17 protein-coding genes are annotated in these 19,433 nt (G+C 57.3%); 7 read left to right on the forward strand and 10 right to left on the reverse strand.

Translation table 11 applies throughout. The annotated features are described in order from the left end of the window. Positions 1-468 precede the first annotated feature (468 nt). From XX99_RS06850 to XX99_RS06865, 5 genes are all read left to right on the forward strand, one after another. Entirely contained in the window at positions 469-3,156 is a 2,688-nt protein-coding gene (locus tag XX99_RS06850; RefSeq protein ID WP_184084708.1) for a plasma-membrane proton-efflux P-type ATPase, read from the forward strand. 41 nt (positions 3,157-3,197) lie between these two features. Continuing rightward, positions 3,198-4,070 carry an ADP-polyphosphate phosphotransferase gene (locus XX99_RS06855; RefSeq protein WP_050058645.1) on the forward strand — a complete coding sequence of 291 codons (873 nt, stop codon included), beginning with the start codon at positions 3,198-3,200 and terminating at the stop codon, positions 4,068-4,070. A 58-nt stretch (positions 4,071-4,128) separates the two neighbouring features. After that, positions 4,129-4,251: a hypothetical protein gene (locus XX99_RS28310; protein WP_269430953.1), complete on the forward strand. Its 123-nt coding sequence runs from the start codon at positions 4,129-4,131 to the stop codon at positions 4,249-4,251. Continuing rightward, positions 4,248-6,764: an alpha-glucan family phosphorylase gene (glgP, locus tag XX99_RS06860; protein WP_050058646.1), complete on the forward strand. Its 2,517-nt coding sequence runs from the start codon at positions 4,248-4,250 to the stop codon at positions 6,762-6,764. Before XX99_RS28310 ends, glgP begins: the two co-directional genes overlap by 4 nt. Positions 6,765-6,853: 89 nt before the next feature. Beyond that, positions 6,854-7,261 carry a DUF3592 domain-containing protein gene (locus XX99_RS06865; protein WP_156185833.1) on the forward strand — a complete coding sequence of 136 codons (408 nt, stop codon included), beginning with the start codon at positions 6,854-6,856 and terminating at the stop codon, positions 7,259-7,261. Between the two features lie 68 nt (positions 7,262-7,329). Here the strand turns inward: XX99_RS06865 and XX99_RS06870 are convergent, their stop codons facing one another. Then, the gene (locus XX99_RS06870) at positions 7,330-7,935 is read right to left on the reverse strand and encodes a nitroreductase family protein (RefSeq protein ID WP_050058648.1); all 606 of its coding nucleotides are present in this window, start codon (positions 7,933-7,935) and stop codon (positions 7,330-7,332) included. 162 nt (positions 7,936-8,097) lie between these two features. Next, positions 8,098-9,261 (reverse strand): cupin domain-containing protein, encoded by a 1,164-nt coding sequence (locus tag XX99_RS06875; RefSeq protein ID WP_050058649.1) that lies wholly within the window; start codon positions 9,259-9,261, stop codon positions 8,098-8,100. Positions 9,262-9,977: 716 nt separating this feature from the next. On the opposite strand from XX99_RS06875, the gene glgX reads away from it, so the two are divergent. Both glgX and XX99_RS06885 read left to right on the forward strand, forming a co-directional pair. Next, a complete protein-coding gene (gene glgX, locus XX99_RS06880) occupies positions 9,978-12,113 on the forward strand; it encodes a glycogen debranching protein GlgX (RefSeq protein ID WP_082125319.1) in 2,136 nt (711 codons plus the stop codon). Positions 12,114-12,242: 129 nt separating this feature from the next. Then, complete coding sequence (locus tag XX99_RS06885; protein ID WP_050058650.1) at positions 12,243-13,088, forward strand: LolA-like protein; 846 nt, start codon at positions 12,243-12,245, stop codon at positions 13,086-13,088. A gap of 286 nt (positions 13,089-13,374) precedes the next feature. On the opposite strand, the gene XX99_RS06890 is transcribed toward XX99_RS06885, so the two are convergent. From XX99_RS06890 to XX99_RS06915, 8 genes are all read right to left on the reverse strand, one after another. Beyond that, positions 13,375-14,484, reverse strand: coding sequence for a glycoside hydrolase family 130 protein (locus tag XX99_RS06890; protein ID WP_050058651.1), 1,110 nt, complete (start codon positions 14,482-14,484; stop codon positions 13,375-13,377). Next, positions 14,481-15,260: an HAD-IIB family hydrolase gene (locus XX99_RS06895; protein ID WP_050058652.1), complete on the reverse strand. Its 780-nt coding sequence runs from the start codon at positions 15,258-15,260 to the stop codon at positions 14,481-14,483. The genes XX99_RS06890 and XX99_RS06895 overlap by 4 nt, the downstream gene beginning before the upstream one ends. A 14-nt stretch (positions 15,261-15,274) precedes the next feature. Beyond that, the gene (locus XX99_RS06900) at positions 15,275-16,297 is read right to left on the reverse strand and encodes a type I phosphomannose isomerase catalytic subunit (protein WP_050058653.1); all 1,023 of its coding nucleotides are present in this window, start codon (positions 16,295-16,297) and stop codon (positions 15,275-15,277) included. Between the two features lie 101 nt (positions 16,298-16,398). Continuing rightward, the gene (locus tag XX99_RS06905; RefSeq protein WP_050058654.1) at positions 16,399-16,611 is read right to left on the reverse strand and encodes a hypothetical protein; all 213 of its coding nucleotides are present in this window, start codon (positions 16,609-16,611) and stop codon (positions 16,399-16,401) included. 49 nt (positions 16,612-16,660) lie between these two features. Then, positions 16,661-16,894, reverse strand: a complete 234-nt coding sequence (locus XX99_RS27620; protein ID WP_197081838.1) for a hypothetical protein — start codon at positions 16,892-16,894, stop codon at positions 16,661-16,663. Continuing rightward, positions 16,878-17,645 carry a slipin family protein gene (locus tag XX99_RS06910; RefSeq protein ID WP_197081839.1) on the reverse strand — a complete coding sequence of 256 codons (768 nt, stop codon included), beginning with the start codon at positions 17,643-17,645 and terminating at the stop codon, positions 16,878-16,880. The genes XX99_RS27620 and XX99_RS06910 overlap by 17 nt, the downstream gene beginning before the upstream one ends. A 542-nt stretch (positions 17,646-18,187) precedes the next feature. Beyond that, positions 18,188-18,436 (reverse strand): hypothetical protein, encoded by a 249-nt coding sequence (locus XX99_RS28315; protein WP_331386718.1) that lies wholly within the window; start codon positions 18,434-18,436, stop codon positions 18,188-18,190. Beyond that, positions 18,319-19,404: an acetate/propionate family kinase gene (locus XX99_RS06915; protein ID WP_260315282.1), complete on the reverse strand. Its 1,086-nt coding sequence runs from the start codon at positions 19,402-19,404 to the stop codon at positions 18,319-18,321. The genes XX99_RS28315 and XX99_RS06915 overlap by 118 nt, the downstream gene beginning before the upstream one ends. Positions 19,405-19,433 lie beyond the last annotated feature (29 nt).

Raw genomic sequence — 19,433 nt, forward strand, 5'->3', positions numbered from 1 at the left:
CGAGGAAAGCCTCTTCACCCGTGTGCGCCTGTCCGTGTGCCGTTCCCGGGCACACCCGTACTTGCACCTAATGAGAGGATCGCACCGGGGCTGGCAACAACCTGTTCTGTTTTGCTCATGACTTCGAGGGCTATTTGAAGATTCGGTTAATCGGTCAATCTCAATGCTGTTATGGAGACATGGAAGCACATCGCGCAGTTCGTCGTCGTAAGTCCATATTTGCCGCCATCGCGGGTCCCCAGACGAATGGCCCGGGCGGCCATTTGTGAGCAAACTTGCACAGCCTCCACGTTTCCGCGGGACGATACTCTCCATAAGTGCCGTACGCGGCCTCGCAAGGCTGGGAAGGCCTCGTCATGCTGGCGAGGTTCCTGGGATTCCGGATCACATCTGGGTGCAATTGACGAATAGCAGCTTCTCCATGCCAGCCCGACTCGTCACGCACGGAGAGCAGGAGACAAATTCATCGTGAGTCCGACTGCAGAGACCTCCCAACAGAAGCCTGCCCCCGAGGACAAGTCCAAGTCCGATGCGAAAGCTCAGGCCAAAGTCGATTTGAAGCCTGGCGCAAAGTCAAAGTCGAAAGACGATCTGAAGTCCCTTCCCATGCCGGAGTTACAGGCAAAACTGGGGTCAACTCCAGAAGGACTGAGCCAGGAAGAAGCCCAGAAGCGGTTGACGCAATATGGTCCCAACGAGATCGCGGAAAAGAAGACGAACGAGTTCCTGAAGTTCCTCAGCTACTTCTGGGGTCCCATCCCATGGATGATTGAAGCTGCAGTGATCCTCTCGGGGATCGTCCGGCACTGGCTGGATTTCTTTATCATTCTCCTTCTGCTTGCTTCCAACGCCGTAGTGGGATTCTGGGAAGAGCACCAGGCTGGCAACGCCATCGCTGCTCTGAAGGCCAAGCTCGCTGTCAATGCGCGCGTCAAGCGCGATGGAAAGTGGATCAATCCGAAGGCAAGCGAACTGGTGCCCGGCGACGTCATCCGTTTGCGGCTCGGCGACATCATCCCCGCGGACGCGCGCCTGCTGGCGGGCGATCCAGTCGAAGTGGATCAGTCGGCGTTGACAGGAGAATCTTTGCCTGTCACGGTTAAACCCGGAGGGGCGGTATTTTCGGGCTCGATTCTCCGCCAAGGCGAAATCGACGCCATGGTGTATGCGACCGGAACGAACACTTACTTCGGCAAGACCGCGCAACTGGTCCAGGAAGCGCATACTGTCAGCCACTTCCAACGTGCCGTAATGAAGATCGGCGACTACCTGATCATCCTGGCGGTGGCGCTGGTCGCGTTGATCCTGGTTGTTGCGCTCTTCCGTGGCGACAAGGTTCTTACCACGTTGGAATTCTGCCTGGTGCTTCTGGTGGCCGCGATCCCCGTGGCCATGCCTACGGTGCTATCTGTCACCATGGCCGTCGGCGCTCGTCTGCTGGCGAAAAAAGAAGCGATTGTGACACGGTTGTCGGCCATCGAGGAACTGGCGGGCGTGGATGTGCTCTGCTCCGACAAGACCGGCACCCTGACCCAAAACAAGTTAACGCTCGGCGATCCCTTCAGCGTAAATAACATTCCTGGCGACCAGGTCATTCTCTGGGCGGCGCTGGCCTCGCGAGCGGAGGACAAAGACACCATCGACCTGGCTGTGATCGGCGGCGTCAAGGACGATAAGGCTTTGAAGGGATTCCAAGTGATCCACTTCCAGCCGTTCGACCCGGTGCATAAGCGCACCGAAGCTACCGTCAAGGGCGGGGACGGAAAAGAGTTCTTTGTCGCCAAAGGAGCGCCGCAGGTCATTCTCGAGATGTCGACGAACAAAGGCGAGGTTAAGCCTGCGGTCGAGAAGGCCGTCAATGAATTCGCGGGACGCGGTTTCCGTTCGCTTGGCGTGGCCCGCGCTGACGAAGAAGGGAAGTGGCAGTTCGCCGGGGTATTGCCTTTGTTCGATCCACCGCGCGAGCAGGCAAAAGCAACTATCGCGAGCGCAGGGCAGATGGGCGTGGACGTCAAGATGGTCACGGGCGATCAAATCGCCATCGCTCAGGAAACTTCCCGGCAACTTGGGCTGGGCACGAACATCCTCGATGCCAGTGGATTGGGCGACACCAAACAGCAAGCGAGTACGCAGACCGGAGAGGCGATTGAAAAAGCGGATGGTTTCGCCCAGGTCTTCCCGGAACACAAGTATTTCATCGTGGACGTTCTGCAGAAGCGCGGGCACATCGTCGGGATGACCGGCGACGGAGTGAATGATGCTCCCGCGCTCAAGAAAGCAGACTGCGGCATCGCCGTCTCCGGCGCGACGGACGCGGCACGGGCGGCGGCCTCCATTGTGCTGCTGACCTCCGGCCTGTCGGTGATCATCGACGCCGTCAAGGAGAGCCGGCGCATCTTCCAGCGGATGAACAGTTATGCCATATACCGCATCGCCGAAACGCTACGGGTGCTGCTGTTCATGACGCTGGCGATCCTGGTGTTCAACTTCTATCCGCTGACTGCGGTGATGATCGTCATGCTGGCATTGCTCAACGACGGAGCTATCCTGTCTATCGCTTACGACAATGTTCAATACAAGGACAAACCTGAAGCCTGGAACATGCGTCTGGTGCTGGGGATCTCCACCGTACTTGGCGTCGTCGGCGTCGTGGCCGCTTTTGGACTTTTCTACCTTGGCGAGCGCGTCTTTCACCTGGACCGTGGACACATCCAGACGTTGATGTACCTGAAGCTGTCTGTGGCCGGACATCTAACGATCTTCCTCACGCGCACACGAGGTCCGTTCTGGTCCATCCGTCCGGCGAAGATTCTATGGATCGCAGTGCTCGGGACTCAGACGATAGCGACTCTGATTGCGGTGTACGGACTGTTTATGACTCCTCTCGGCTGGAAGTGGGCGGGGTTGGTCTGGGGCTACGCCCTGGTGTGGTTCCTCGTGAATGACCGCGTGAAGCTGCTGGCTTACCGGATCTTCGATCCAACGAAAGCCCCATTGCTAGCAAAGAAGCCGGTCGACCTTACGCCGCAGATTGCCGCGCGAGCCTATGAGCTGTACCAGGAACGCGTGCGTGGCGAAAGCCAAGAGAACCAGGACTGGCTGGAGGCGGAGCGTGAAACTCGAAGTGAGCCGACAGCTCATCCGAACGTTGCATAAACCCGTCTGGTACATGCGGTCGATGACGCGGGAGGAGAAAGATGAAAATCGATGTGAAGGATTTCCGTGTCCCATCCGGGAAAAAGGTCAGGCTCTCGAAGTGGCCAACCGTTGTGAAACCCGTTTACACCTCGAAAGCGGAGTACCAGGAGCTCCTCGAAAAGCATGTTGCAGAGTTGAGTTCTCTGCAACAGCTCCATTACGCTTCCAACCGCTATGCGTTGCTGCTGATCTTTCAGGGAATGGATTCTGCCGGCAAGGACGGCGCCATTCGCCATGTCATGTCCGGGGTCAATCCGGAAGGCTGTGAGGTCTTCAGCTTCAAACAGCCGAGCGCGGAAGAACTGGAACATGATTTTCTCTGGCGCACAACGTGCCACCTTCCCGAACGTGGGCGGATCGGCATCTTCAATCGGTCCTATTACGAGGAAGTGCTGGTGGTCCGCGTGCATCCGGAGATTCTCCGCAATCAGGGACTTTCCGAAGAACTCCGCGACGAGAAGACCATCTGGGAGGAGCGGTACCGCTCGATTGTGGATCTGGAGAGGCACCTCCATCGTAATGGCACGAAGATCGTCAAGATATTCCTCCATCTCTCCGAGGAGGAGCAACGAAAGCGGTTCCTCGCCCGCATCGATGAGCCGGACAAGAACTGGAAGTTCAGCCTTGCGGACATTCATGAGAGGAAGTATTGGAAGGATTACGTCAAGACGTATGAGGCTTGCCTGGAAGCGACAAGTACCCGTCACGCACCCTGGTACGTCGTTCCCGCCGACGATAAGGAAAACGCCCGTCTGATCGTATCCCGAATCGTGCTCGACGCGCTTGAGGACCTCAAGATGGCCTATCCCAAGACCACTGCGAAGCGACGCGCAGAATTGCAATCGATCCGCAAACAGCTACAGAAGAAATAAGGTTTGACTACCGCAGCCGGGTTCTCAGGGCGGCGCAAAGTAGAGAGGATCATTCAGTATGGCTACCAGAGAGCAAGTTCTTACCGTCGATGAGGACAGCAGTCCGGCATCGCGTGGCCAGTGCGAGAAAGTATTCACGCCATCCACTGTTGTCTTTAATGCCGGGTTGGAGGCGAATTGAGCGATCCTAACGCATTTACCATTTGGCCGAAGATCGAAGGAATCGATGCATTAGCGGAACTGGCGTTCAACCTGCACTGGTCCTGGAACCATGCGGCCGACGAACTGTGGGAAGATCTCGACCCTGAACTATGGGAGACCACGCAAAACCCATGGGTGATCCTGCGGACAGTTTCGACAGACAAGATCAAATCGCTATTGGCGCAGCCGGAGTTTCATAAGCGTCTCGACGATTTGCTGCGCGAGAATCGCGAATCCTTCAGCTCGAAAGCATGGTTCCAGAAGAAGCACCCGGACGCCGCACTCACATCGGTCGCTTATTTCAGCATGGAGTTCATGCTGAGCGAAGCGCTGCCCATCTACTCGGGCGGACTTGGCAATGTAGCGGGCGACCAGATGAAAGCGGCCAGCGACCTGGGCGTGCCGGTGGTCGGAGTCGGCCTGCTCTACGGGCAGGGGTATTTCCGCCAGGACTTCGATTCGGAAGGCAGGCAGCGCGCACTTTACCCGGTCAATGATCCTGGACAGCTGCCCATCCGGCCACTGCGGCGGCCGAATGGCGAGTGGTTGCGGATAGTGATTCAACTGCCCGGATCGAAGATCTGGCTCCGCTGCTGGGAAGTATCGGTTGGAAGGACGAAGCTTTACCTGCTCGACGCCAATGACTTCTCGAATACCGCAGCTCACCGCGGGATTACAAGTCAGCTCTACGGTGGCGACGCCGAGATGCGGCTGAAGCAGGAGATCATTCTCGGTATCGGCGGCTGGCGTTTGTTGCGGGCACTCGGGTTGCAGCCTGAGGTGTGCCATCTCAACGAAGGCCATGCAGCGTTTGCCGTGCTCGAGAGGGCGCGCTTCTACATGGAAGATAACAAGAGGCCGTTTGATTTGGCTTTGAACGTCACCCGAGCCGGAAATCTCTTTACGACGCATACCGCAGTTGCCGCCGGCTTTGACCGTTTCGATCCCGAACTCGTCCGCAAATATCTCAGTCACTATGCACAGGATGAGCTCGCCATCCCACTTGAGGATCTGCTCGCGTTGGGAAGGCAGAACTCCGGAGATGCTTCAGAACCCTTCAATATGGCCTACCTTGCGGTGCATGGCAGCGGCCAGGTCAATGGCGTCAGCAAGCTCCACGGGCGGGTGAGCCAGCATATCTTCCAGCCGCTCTTCCCGCGCTGGCCCGAGCAGGAGGTTCCGATTGGCTCGGTGACCAACGGCATTCATGTGCCGACCTGGGACTCGGCAGCGGCAGATGCGCTCTGGAGTACAGCGTGCGGCAAGAAACGTTGGCATGGAAACCGCCCAGCCGAAGAGGACATCCGCAGGCTCACCGACGCACAGCTGTGGCAAATGCGTACGGGGGGAAGAAAGACATTGATCGGTCGCATGCGCAAGCGGTATGCGCGTCAGCTTGCCGCAGAAGGTGGAAGTCCGTCGGAGGCCGGCGGCGTCTTCGATGAAAAGGTGCTGACACTGGGATTCGCGCGCCGCTTTGCCACCTACAAGCGTCCCAATCTTCTCCTGCACGACCCTGAGCGCCTGATTCGTCTTCTCTCCGATCCGCACCGTCCTGTGCAGTTGCTTCTCGCCGGGAAAGCGCATCCTCAGGATTTGCCTGGACAGGCACTGATCGAGCAGTGGAATGACTTCCTCAAACGGCCGGAAATTCGCGGCCGTGTCGTCTTCCTCAGCGATTACGACATGATGCTCGCGCAGGAGTTGGTCCAGGGTATCGATCTATGGATCAACACACCGCGACGCCCGTGGGAGGCCTGTGGAACGAGTGGAATGAAGGTCCTCGTCAACGGTGGGCTAAATCTGTCAGAGCTGGACGGCTGGTGGGCGGAAGCCTATTCCCCCGAAGTCGGCTGGGCCATCGGCGACGGCCGTGAGCACGGCGACGATCCGGCGTGGGATGCTCAGGAGGCCGAAGCCCTATATACGCTGTTGGAGCAAGAGGTTATCCCGGAGTTTTATGAGCAGAATGAAAAGGGCATGCCATCAAAGTGGCTGGGACTTATCCGCGAGAGTATGGCGCGGCTCACGCCGGAATTCTCCGCCGGCCGTGCCATCCGCGAATACACAGAGAGTCACTATCTCCCTGCGGCCGCTGGGTATCATGAGCGCGCAGCCTGGGAGAGTAAGGTTGGCGCAAGCCTGCTTCAGTGGCAAGAGGGCATCGCGCGGCATTGGAATAGTGTGCGCTTCGGCAACGTCAGGATCGAGACGCACGACGGCCGACATTCTTTCCGGGTAGAGATATTTGTTGGGGACCTCAAACCGGAGGATCTGAGCGTCGAGCTCTATGCGGACCCGATGCAGAAGAGAGAACCTGCGATTGAAACTATGACGGTAGGCGAGGCCCGCGTGGATTCCCCTGGCGCGTTCATCTATTCGTCTGAGATACCTGCAACTCGTCCTGCAGGTGACTACACGCCGCGCGTCATTCCTCACCATACAAGCGCTTCTGTGCCACTCGAAGCTGCGCAGATCCTGTGGCAACGCTGATGGAGGACTCGGGACGCAGGAGCGAACGCGGCAAATTTGAATATGACGGCACTGGGATTGACGGGCGGACCTGTGCAAGAGAGGACGGCATGATCAACACTGTAAACTCGATGGCACCGAAGATCGGCCAACCGTTCGACTCGCCGCCGCCGTGGCTCGAAACGCAAGCCGAAGTCACCGCCTGCCACTACGAATTCGCCAGGATGAACACCCTCACCCTCGGCATAGCCCCCGACTCCAATCGTTTCTCAATCTCCTTCACGTACTATGCCCATGCCAGGACCTTCCGCGGCGAGTTCACCTCACCCGTTGCCATGGAAGAGGGTAAGACCTTTCCAGTCTTTTACAACCCCTTGAATCCGCAGGAGAGCAGGCAGTCCGAATCCGGAGCCACCGGATCAGGCCTGACGAGCAGAAGCCCTCTCTTCGCCATCGGCATTGCCGGATCCGTCGTCATTTCGCTCCTATACCTTGCCATGATGCACGGCTGCAATTAGACGCTCTTGATCTCTGTTCCGCCGCTTTGCACAAGATAGAAGAGCTGCAATTCCTCCCAAGGCCTGCTTCACCTTCCGACCAAGGGTGAAATCATCGCCCACTTCTTGCCGAAGACGAAAGTATCGATCGGCTTCCGCGAACGCCGGGCCTGGTCTTCCTGTTGATACGACTGAGGAAGGCGCCAGTCGTCACCGGCGTAACCGATCGCTAACCCGGTCAACGGCCGCACATCCTCGGGGATTTCGTAGAGTTCCTTAGCCCGGTCGCGGTGAATGTGGATCATCTGGTGAACTCCCAATCCGCGGGCGGTCGCTTCGAAGACCAGGTTGGCAGAGGCAAGTCCCAGATCGTGTTCTGCTGTGGCGTAGGGCAGGCCGGTATGCTCGAAGGTCAACCGGGTGCAGCCTAGGACTAGAACGGGAGCAAACTTTGCCCAGGGCTGGTTAATATCCTCGACACAGGAGAGCATTCGTGCAAACTCTTCAGGCTGGTCTCGTGTAGCCACGATGTAGCTCCAGGGTTGCTCATTCGCAGCCGAGGCGGACCAGCGGGCCGCCTCGAACAGCGCGCGGAGATTTTCTTCGGAGACGGAGCGGTCCTCGAAGGCGAAAGGGCTCCAACGCTTGCTGAGCAGCTCGTTGATGGGGAATGCGGATTGGACTGAGACGGACATGTTCGATTTCTCCCTCATGGGAAAGAAATGAGCGACCACTGCGGGATGTGGTGGCGGTTACGCATCGTTTCGCTCGTATCGGTCTCAGAAAACGCGCTTCAGACCTATCGTTCCTGCCTAAACCTTGGCCGCATGGAGGCGTATTCGTCGTGATCGTCCGATTTAGGCCCCTACGACGGGTGTTTTTTCCGTCGAAACCTTCGCCAGCGCCGACTTGTCGATGTGCAGATGAGCCTGCACCAGCTCGAATGGTGTAAATGCCAACCATTGTGCCAGCGAAACGTCGGCAAAGTGATCGGACTGCCACAGTTCGAGATACCGCAGCGTCGTCGTGCCCGTGTTCTCGATATAGTGGGGCATGCTTTTGGGCACGTATCCGACGTCGCCGGCTTGATAGTTGAAGGTGCCAGCGTTGGTATTGGATGCGTACACGGTCATCCGCCCTTCGCCCTCGATGTAATACTGCAACTCGTCCGAATTCGGGTGCCAGTGCAGCTCGCGCATCCCGCCCGGCTCGACCTCGACTCGTCCGGCGGCGATCATCTTGGCCGCGGGGAAATTGTTGGAGTCGACAATGCGGACCAGTCCGCCTCTCGTGCGGACTGGCGCCTGGGCCATGAACTTGTGGCTGAAGGTCGAAGGCACGGGTCCGGCGCCGACGACACGATCGGCCTCGAGCGGCCCCGGGACCTTCTCCTGGAAGATGTAGAGTTCCTTCTTAGGGATGTTGGCGAAGGCGCTTTCGGGCACGCCGAAGTTCTTGGCCAGGACCTCTTTGGGGATGTGGGCCAGAAAGTCCGTGACCAGGAAGGTCTCGTCTTCATTGAAGTTGCCGTCATTGAAGACGAGCAGGAACTCGGTGCCCGCACCGGCGAGTCCCTGGATGGAGTGGGGTATGCCGCCAGGAAAGTTCCAGATGTCTCCCTCGTCCACATCATCCTGAAATGCGTGGCCATTCTCGTCGACCGCGGTGATTCGCACACGTCCCTTGATCACGTAACCCCACTCATCCGGCTTATGCCAATGCAGCTCGCGGACCACTCCAGCCTTGAGCCTCATGTTGACGCAGTTGAGAGCTTGCGCAATCGGAAGCTCTCGCCCGGTCGTCTGCCGAGCCCATCCGCCTTCCTCTAATCTGTTATGGCTATCGGCGAAGGACCATTTAAGACTGGGAAGCGTACCGTGGTCCGTGCTTGGCGGTGAGAGTCTGTCGCGACTTTGGGCCTCACGTTCAGGATTTGTCGGGCCAATGATCGATGCGCCTTCGTTGCCGCGGATCGGTTTAGGTGCATCGTGGTGTGTTGTTTCTAAGACTGCCGTAGTCATGGATAATCCCCTTCAATTGCAATTTAGAAGGTTCATCAGAGCGGTAAAAGCTCCGAGGGTGATCGGGCGAGGCTCTACCCATCGGTGCCTCCGCGGGTGCAGCCAGATCGCACCACGCGATCGGACGGTTCCTAGCAAGTCTTTCTCCGCCAGGCAATGAATGTTGTACTGTTCTGCTCACGCGGGCAAGAAACCACCAAAGAGGTCCTTAGAAGGATGCCGAATTTGCGGCCTGTCTTCCTGAAGTGTCAAGGAGCGTTTGAAATACAACGTGCCGTTGATACTCGAACGAAACACATTCGCGACCCACCAAGCGTGGGGGTTGTCACATCCATGTGAGCAGAAAGGAACAGCAACCGCTCAGCCCAATGCAGTAGCGTAAGACACCATGCGTTGCGCTTTGGGGAAAAGTTCTCAATGCTTGACGAGACGCTCGCTCCACTCGGATATTCCCAAATCCCGCTATTGCCGGGGGCGGAGATTCCAAGCTAAGCAGACCCTTTTGAGGGGTCAGCAACCGTATAGCCTCCGGCTCTGCCGGAGCCTACTAACCGTAGGCAAAAGAGGCGTTCCGCCTTCAGTCGAGGCAACAAGGAGCAATCGTCGTGCAAGCGTCTCATCGACCCGGCTCACCCCGTCTAGGAAGGTATTGGCTGACAACCGCTCTAACCATAGCCAAAGGATTGGTCGGATAAGAGCCGCATTTGGAGTAGAAGATGGATGCACATCAGAAGTCCGTTGAGTTTCACGATCCTGTTGCCAAGGACATGACTGTCAGCCATCCCTATCCGCTCGGCTCGAGCATATGTCCTGAAGGAACAAACTTCAGCGTCTTTTCCGCCAATGCCACAGAAATTGAGATCGTCCTCTTTGACCATCCTGATGATCCTCAGCCGTCCCGCCTCATTGGTCTGGATCCGGCCCTCCATCGCACGTCCCACTACTGGCACATCTTCGTGCCCGGAATCAAGCCTGGACAACTCTACGGGTACCGCGTCGACGGACCGAATGATCCACCCGCCGGGCATCGATTTGATCGTGACAAAGTCCTGATCGATCCGTATGGCAAGAGTGTTTCTGTCGGTCGGAACTACAGTCGAGCCGATGCCTGCAAGCCGGGAGACAACGCAGCCACCTCGATGAAAAGTGTCGTGGCGGATCTCAGTACGTTCGATTGGGAGGGGGATGTACCTCTCAGGCGGTCGTTCCGCGGGACAGTCATCTACGAGATGCACGTGGCGGGATTCACGCGCCACCCTGCTTCCGGAGTCTCTCCCGCCAGACGGGGTAGTTATCTCGGGGTCATTGATAAGATTCCTTATCTTCAGGCATTGGGGATCACGGCGGTTGAGCTCTTGCCCGTCTTCCAGTTCGATGCCCAGGATGCTCTCCCGGGCCTCAGTAATTACTGGGGATACAGCCCAGTGTCTTTTTTCGCTCCCCATTTGGGCTACAGCACAGGCAACGACCCGCTGATCTGTCTGGATGAGTTTCGGACCATGGTGAAAGAGCTGCACCGTGCCGGCATCGAAGTCATCCTGGACGTGGTCTACAACCACACCGCCGAAAGGGACGAGCGAGGACCAACACTCTGCTTTCGAGGGCTGGAGAACAGTTTTTACTACATCCTGAACAAGGACAAGGCCACCTACGCCAACTTCACCGGCGTCGGGAACACTCTCAAGGCAAACCACTCCATCGTCAAACGGCTCATTCTCGACAGCTTGAGGTACTGGGTTTCCGAAATGCACGTCGACGGATTTCGTTTTGATCTTGCGTCGGTCTTCTCGCGCAACGAGTCGGGCGAGCCGATGATAAATCCTCCAATACTCTGGGAGATCGATTCCGATCCTGTCCTTGCGGGAACCAAGCTCATCGCCGAGGCATGGGATGTAGGTGGTCTGTATCAGGTCGGCAGTTTCGGACTGGACAAGTGGAAGGAGTGGAATGGGCAATTCCGCGACGACATTCGCAGTTTTATCAAGGGAGACAAAAGGACTGCCGTGAAACTCCGGGAGCGTATCTCCGGGAGTCTCGACTTGTACGGAGAAGGGCATCGACCTGTAGGTCAGAGCATTAATTTCGTCACTTGCCATGATGGCTTCACGCTCAACGATCTGGTTTCGTACAACTTCAAACACAATGAGGCAAACCATGAGCTGAATAACGACGGTACGGACGCCAATTTCAGCTGGAACTGTGGCGTTGAGGGTCCGTCCACCAGCAAAGACGTCGAGATACTGCGAACACAACAGATCAAAAACTTCTTCGCCCTCACTTTGCTTTCGGTTGGAACCCCGATGCTGCTCATGGGCGATGAAGTGCGGCGCACGCAAAGAGGAAACAACAATGCCTATTGCCAGGACAATGAAACCAGCTGGTTCGACTGGAATCTTTGCGCCGCCAACGCAGATCTATTACGGTTCGTGCAGCATATGATCCAGGTTCGTCTCGACTTCGACCATGGAATCAAAGGCGGCCGGATTACCCTCGAGGAATATCTCAGTAAGGCTCGTATCGAATGGCATGGCATTGAACTTGGGAAGCCCGACTGGAGCGACGACTCCCACAGCATCGCGTTCACCCTGCATAGTTTCGCCAGCAGCCAGGTACGATACATCGCGATCAATGCCTATTGGAAGCCGCTGGAGTTTGCGCTTCCTCCTGTCACTGGCAAACCGGATGCCGGCTGGCTTCGCCTGATAGACACTTCGCTGCCATCCCCGAACGACATTATTGAAGAGACAGTGGGTTTGCCCGTCACTGGAGCTAAGTACGTCGTCAATCCACGGTCCATCATTATGCTGCATTACAACTACGTGACACAAGATCACGCGACAGGGAAGGTATAGAAAGAAGTGGACATTTTCACCTGGGCGATTCACTCCAGTTGGCTGAGCATCTTATGAATTGAAGCCTTCAGTGCCGGGGAGGCTGGTGGTACGACCCACTCTGTGGGTTCGAGCCTCGAAGGTGGCGCCATGAAGCTCCACGAAACCGATATCCGAGTGCGCTCCTCAAAAAAGACGCAGGTCTCGTCCCATTCCGTTTTGTTCATGTTGACGCTTCTGCTCTCGATTGGACTAAGACCAAGTGCGGGTGGGCAACAAGTCAGCACGTCAACCTCGGTTGCAAATGCTCCGCTCAGCGTGGAACAAGTCGTAGCTAATCTGGTTGCGATGAATCGCGAGCGGGCTCAGGCGCTGCATGCCTACCACGGAAGCCGAATTTACCGGGTGGAATACCACGGTTTTCCAGGCACTCGCAGCGCGGAGTTACTCGTGGACGTGAAGTACCAATCGCCAGGAACCAAGGAATTCACCATCCTGTCGTCGACTGGATCCAAAATGATCATCGACAAGGTTTTCGAGAAGCTGATGCAGGCTGAAACGGAGGCACTGGCCGCGAAGGCCCAAAGGCGCGCAGCTCTGAATAGCGATAATTACGACTTCACATTAGCCGGATACGAGACCACACCCTCCGGTTCCGCGTACCTGCTCATTGTCGAGCCCAGGACGACGAACAAGTTCCTTTACCGCGGCCGAATCTGGGTGGATGCGAAAGACTTTGCTGTGACTCGGCTAGAGGCAGAGCCGGCGAAAAACCCTTCCTTCTGGACCAGAAACAGTGAAATCGAAGAGGTGTACATGAAGGTGAACGATTTCTGGCTCCCCGCGCGCAACCATAGCGTCACCGCCATCCGACTTGGGGGCCGTGCCGAATTGACGATTCAGTACAAGAACTACCAGATCACAAACGCGGATCCGATCGGTGGCTTGCCGACGCTGGAGACTCGCTCGGTTGACGCGGGTGGCGCACAACCTTAGGAGATCTCTGGTTGTGCAACTCGCGGCGCGTATTTGTTGGTCTGGGACGACAAGCCCACGCCGCATCGGCGTCTAAAAACAGAGATGCGTACGCGGGGCGACCAACGTGGAAGGCCAATGATGAAGATTGCTTTTCTCCCAGAAAGAAGTCGAAGTCAATCTTGAACGCCCCTTCGGAGACCCCGGCGAGCGCTGCAAGAATGGATGGCGGCCGCTCGGCCACGCTACCTTACGTAGTCCGCTGAAACACCGCACAACAGAACGCGCCATGCACACGGGATCGACGTTATACGTTCGCATCCGGTGGATCGGCGATTCCTCCGGGCGGCAAGAGATCAGGCATGTCCATGCGCGCCACGCCAATCCGGTTGTCGGCCATTCCGTAATAGACATCGAAACGATCCACTAAGCCCAGATCGTCACGACAGTCGATGCCAGTTGGGAACACGACGTTGTCAATGGTGCCGCTGCGTTCCTGCGACAGCTCCGGTTTCAACACTGGCTCCGCCGAGCGATAGCGGATCACTTGCGGGTGCTGCTTTGAGAGCACCATCACCCCGGCCGAATAACAGAGTTGATGCGCTTCGCTGCCCGGCTGTGCCAAATCGCTGACACCGTGGTAAACAATCAACCAGCCGTGCCGGGTCAGGATGGGCGGAGTGCCGCCGCCGATCTTGAGCCGTTCCCAAGGCGACACCGGGGTCGCCAGCCGGTGATGCGAGGTAAACGGGCCGAGCCGATCGGGTCCGCTATCCTCCAATACCATTGGGCAGTAGGAAATCCAAATGCTCTCACGGTCGAGATCCAGATCGCGGGATTCCGGGCGGCTGGCAGTCTCCTCCGGGCGCGTGCCGGGGAAAAGCGGGCGGTGCAGGATGGCCAGTTCCGGTTTCCCGGATGGATTCGGAATGGTGACAGGGAAGAAGCTGGCGTCTTTGTCATCCACATCGTCGAACTCGATGCCGTGGCATGGAGCGAAACGCGCGAGTCCCAGCCGCTGCCACTGGAAGAGGTCTTCCGATAGGGCTATGGCGATCCGCGGGCCCCGGGGTGAAAACGCTGTATAGGTCATGACATAGCGCTGAAGGGGTTCGACGAAGGTGACACGAGGATCCTCGCAGCCACCACCGCCATCGGGCCTTCGCTCATAATCGGCTTCCGGCTCCAGTGCAATGCCAAGCCGTTCGACGCCAACCGGATCGCCGGCCTCGTTGAATCGCACTCGCGCTATGCCGATGCGCGAATAATTTCCTTTCGCGACCAGCCGTGGGAAGAGATAGAGCTGCCCATCAGGGCCGCGAACGGCAGCCGGATTCAGAACGCCTTCGACCTCCTGTGGGTTGCCCGGCTCCGGTTCCATCAACATGCCGATGCGCTGTAGCTTGAACCCGCTCATTGAAGTCCCGCCTGAAAGTCAGCCTGTTGGTCGCCTCCTAAACAGGCGATGATCGCTTCGATCACCCGCTTCGTATCTTCAGGCCCACGAACCGGAATCGAAATCACTCCGACTTTTTCTGCAGGATAGTCGTTGCCTCCCGGAAACAGAGCATCCCCAACGTAGATCATCTCTTTCAGGGAAATGCCCAGAATGTCTCGCAGCTTGCGAATGCCGTAGGCCTTGTCGATCCCGGGCTTGGTTACATCGATGGACGTTGCGCCGCCAAGCCGCACGGAGAAGCCGGGAATCAAAGGGTCAAGAATCGCTTTGATCTTCTTCCGCTTCGCGAATACTGGGTCCCACTTTATCTTTTCCGCCAGTGGAGCCTGCTGACCCAATGCGGAGAGCGTAATCTGGCTTCCGCGGTCTTCAACGACTTCTCCCCAGACCTTTTCGACTTTGAAGCCCGCTGCCTGGAATGCTTCATTCAGAGAGTCGATGATTTTCTTCTTTTCGTCCGCCGTGAAATCCTCCGAATAGATCTTCTTCCAGTCTCCAGAGTACTGAAAGAACTTGGTTCCGCACGTTGGAAGGAGGGACAGATTCGCGAGTCGTTCGTCATGAGGAAGATGGGAGAGCACTTGCGTTTCAAACTGTGGCCAATCGCCTCCGGAAATCACGGCCACTTTCGTGACATCGAGAAGGTCGCGCAGCAGCGTCGACATCTCGGCGTCCAGAGACGATTTACTTTCGGCAAGCGTTCCGTCGAGATCAAAAACAATCAGCTTTTTCATTCGCTATGCATCCCTCAACTCTTACTATCCTGACTGCTTTCGGGCTTCGGCGGTATTGCGATTTCCAGTAAGTTCACAGTCCCGCTCGGGCGAAAAGTACACGCGCCCACTGCCGCAGGCAAGAGCCATACCTCGCCTTTGCGGACGGCATACGTCTCGCCACGGTGCTCGATCTGTCCCGTGCCCTCGGTGCATACCAGTACACGCGGTACGTCCACGGCTCCCACCGCAAACGGCAATTCTCCGCGGAGGCGCCACAGCCAGAACGGATCGCAATGAAAAAGTCTCTCGCGCTCCACCGGCGTCTCTGTCTCCACTACGGGCGTCACTAGCCCGGCCGCGCCATCTAGAAAATCAATGCAAGCAAGAGCCTGATCGACTTCGAGCTCCCGTGGCTGGCCCGTCTTCGTGTCGACATGACCCCAGTCGTACAGGCGGAATGTCGTGTCGCTGTTCTGCTGAACCTCGAACACAACGACGTCTCCACCCAGAGAGTGAACCGTCCCAGCCGGGATAAAGACGCCATCGCCAGGTTTCGGAACGATCGATACAAGATGGTCAGCCAGTGTCCCGTTCGTGACCGACTGCCGCAGGATGTCGGCGGTTGTGTGAGGCTTCAGGCCCGCGTAGATGCGGCTTTCTTCCCCTGATTCGAGCACAACCCACGCTTCGGTCTTCGCAGTTCCGTCCGCCGCTGGCGGGTATGCGCGCGCATACCCGGGATGCACCTGGACGGAGAGCATCTCATGCGCGTCGAGGAACTTCAGCAGCAAGGGGAATCGTTGAAAACGCCGGGCCAGCTTTCCCATCAATTGTTCCTGCGACTGCTGCATCACCCGACCGATGGTCTGCCCCTGGAGCGGTCCATTGGCAATTTTGCTCGGATGGTCATCGCGGTCGCTGAGGATCCAGGCTTCGCCGATCGGGCCGTCGTCCGGAAGCGGCGCAGAGAGCAGTGATGCCAAACGCCGGCCGCCCCAAAGTCGGTACTGGTAAATCGGTTCAAATCGCAGTGGATACAAACTCATCTCGGTCATTGGAGCTCTCGTAGCCGTCCGACGGCGTCTGAATCGTTAGTCGAAGCTCGCGCCGCTCTTTGCGAGGGCTCGATTGGAGAGCGGGAATCCGGATAGCTCGGCTACTGGCCGACGGGAACGGAATGAGGGTGCTTGTTTGGCACTAGCGACAGGTCGACAGTCGTCACATAAATGAACAAGGCCGCGCCGATGAAGAAGACGGCTACCCAGAACCGCCAATCACGATGCGCGCGCTTCCAGTACGGACGATGATCATGGTGAACGTCTTTTTGGTGCGACCCCTGCTCGTGATGCGTGTGCGTGCTCTCACTCATTCGCTCCCTGCATTCTCAATCGCTTCCGATGCCTCGAATCTTTGCCGCGTCATGCCGCGGCGGGGACAGGCGGGACTTCCAACGACTCACCTGTGGATAGTGGCTTGGAACCGTTGCTGGTTACGAGCTGGCCCTCCTTTTCCTTGACCGCACGGTCCTGGCCGATGCCCATGGTCAGCGCTGTCAGCCCAGCAAGACCGCCGAGTTGCATGGTTTCAATCGCGGAACTGGGAACAATGACGATTGTTGAATTTTGCTTCAAACCCTCATACAGCATGTTCATGCCATCTTAGATGGAAAGCAATGGGATCGTTGGCATAGGTCCTGGCCGCTTCTACGAACTTCTCCGCCACCTGACGTTCCGAATCGCCCAGAATCACGCGGGCCTGACGCTCTCTCTCGGCCTGGGCCTGCATCGACATCGCATTCTCCAGAGCGGGTGGAATCAACACATCCTTAACCTCGACGGAAATGACGTTGATGCCCCACGGCTCAGTGCGCTCATCGATAATTGCCCGCAATACGCTGCTGATCTTGTCCCTGCCTTCGAGCATCTCCGAAAGCATGGTCTTGCCGATGACATCGCGGAGGGCAGTTTGCGAAGCCCAACTGATCGCGCTTTGATAGTCGGCTACATCGAGCGCCGCCTTCTTCGGATCCACAATCTTCCAAAACAACACCGCGTCCACGTCTACAGGCACCGTATCTTTGGTCAGGGTCTTTTCCGCTTTGAACGAACTGGTGAGGACGCGGGTGTCGATCCAGTAGGGAATGGTGTCGATGAGCGGAATGATCAGAAAGAGTCCCGGTCCTCTAAGAGCATGGAAATTGCCGAGCCGCAAGACAACTGCTCTGCTCCATTGATCCGCAACCTGAATGGCGGAAGAGACAATGCAGGCAAGGACAAAGGCGACAACCGCTATCCATATACTGGCGGAGTTGGCCGACACTCTATAGGAGGTATATCCGAGCCCCGCGCCGATGCCCAGAATTACGATGAAGATCAAACCCTGAAACGACCTGTTCTTTGTCACTTCTCTTACCCCTTTTCAGTTTCTTTGATTCGCGAGACCCTCGGAACTTCCATTGTGGGTCTCCTTGCAATTGCACGAGGGATCATTTCAAGGTTCCAGCTGGTTTCAATGATCGCGGTCGTCTATTCGACGATGCGGCCTTTGCTTTGATCGCCGGCTGGTTTGCATTAGTGAGAGCTGGCGCCGTGTTCACGACAAAATAAACCCTGGCGTTCGTTCCAGACATGGAACTAGGCGGAGCAACCGTCTTCAGAGGATCGACCAGCAGCAGTGAAGAGTTATAGCGGCGCCATTCAAGACCATGTCCTCGCTATGCATAGGGAGCTTTCATTGGGCATCATGCACCTCTCCAAGGCGCTACATCATAGCGTGTAGAAAGTATTCCACCGCGTTTATCCCCATACTGGTCAATTTTGTACAGGCTGGTCTCTCAGCGCCTCAAGGAAGCGCCCAGTTGCTTTCCGGCGAAGAAACCGGTCCAGAAGGACGCCAGGAGTTGCCGTCGTGCAAGAGTGGGAGGGAGCAGTTGCAGATCGCTCGAACTATGTTCCCGACCGAGCCATCTGGTCCACATGCATGGCAATCATAAGATCCTCCTGTGCAGGAACGACGAATACCGTCGTTTTCGATTCGGAAGCGCTGATCCTGCGGACGCCACTTGCCTTCGCCTCATTCAACGAGGAGCTGATGGAGATTCCGAGGTCCTGAAGATCAGCGAGGATTTCAGCGCGTCCCGGCGCATCGTGTTCTCCAACCCCTCCCGCAAAGACAATTGAATCCAGTCCACCCAGAGCCAGGAGAACCCTCCGATAGCCTTTGTCACACTCCGCGTGAAGATCTTCAGCGCCAGCAAGGCTTGCTCATTGCCCCTGGCAGCCGCCTTCCGCACTTCTTTCATATCGCCCGCCATTCCCGCCAGCGCCACCATCCCCGATGAGTGATTCAACATCGTCTCGACCGCCGAGATCGCTTCGTCGCTGGCGGCTTTCTGTTGTCGCAGGAGATACAAGATCAGCCCAGGATCGAGGTCGCCAGGACGTGTTTCCATGACGACTCCCCCGGTCGGGGTCAGACCCATGGTCGTGTCCACGGAGCAACCGTCGATCAACGCCGTGATGCTACACCCACTGCCGAGGTGGGCAATCACCATGCGCCTGGGAAATATATCGCCCTCTGCACGTATTTGCCGCACAATCGACTCACAGCTCAATCCATGAAAGCCGTACCGCCGCGCTCCCTTGTCGCGATAGACCTCAGGTACAGGATATGTCGTCGCTTCCGCCGGCATGGTCCGGTGAAACGCCGTGTCGAAGCATGCGTAGTGGGCGACATTGGGAAACCGCTTCATCCCACTGCGGATGACGGCAATCGCGGCTGGCTCATGTAGCGGAGCGAATACTACCGCGTCCTCAAGATCGCTTAGAACGTGCGCCGTGATCCTCTGATGCCCGTGCAGCTTCGCACCAGGATGCACTACGCGATATCCGACGGCTTCCACGGCGGGCATCCGTGGCTCACAGACCGCGTCCAGGACCATCCGCATCGCATCCTCCGGCTTCGATGCGGTCACACTGGAGTGCTCGTTGCTCAGGTTCGTGTCCCCCGTTCCTCGAAGTTCGAGTGTTGCGTCCGGCTCCCCGATGTTGCTCACCTGCCCGTCGAAAAGGCACTTTGGTTCAGAGAGGCTCTGATCGGGGTCGGAATCGAACATCGAAAACTTGATGGATGAAGATCCGCTATTCACGACCAGGATGTGCATAGTCCGCCTTATTGGTGCCTTCTCCATTG

This window comes from Silvibacterium bohemicum, from assembly GCF_001006305.1.
GTDB classification, from domain to species: Bacteria; Acidobacteriota; Terriglobia; order Terriglobales; family Acidobacteriaceae; genus Silvibacterium; species Silvibacterium bohemicum.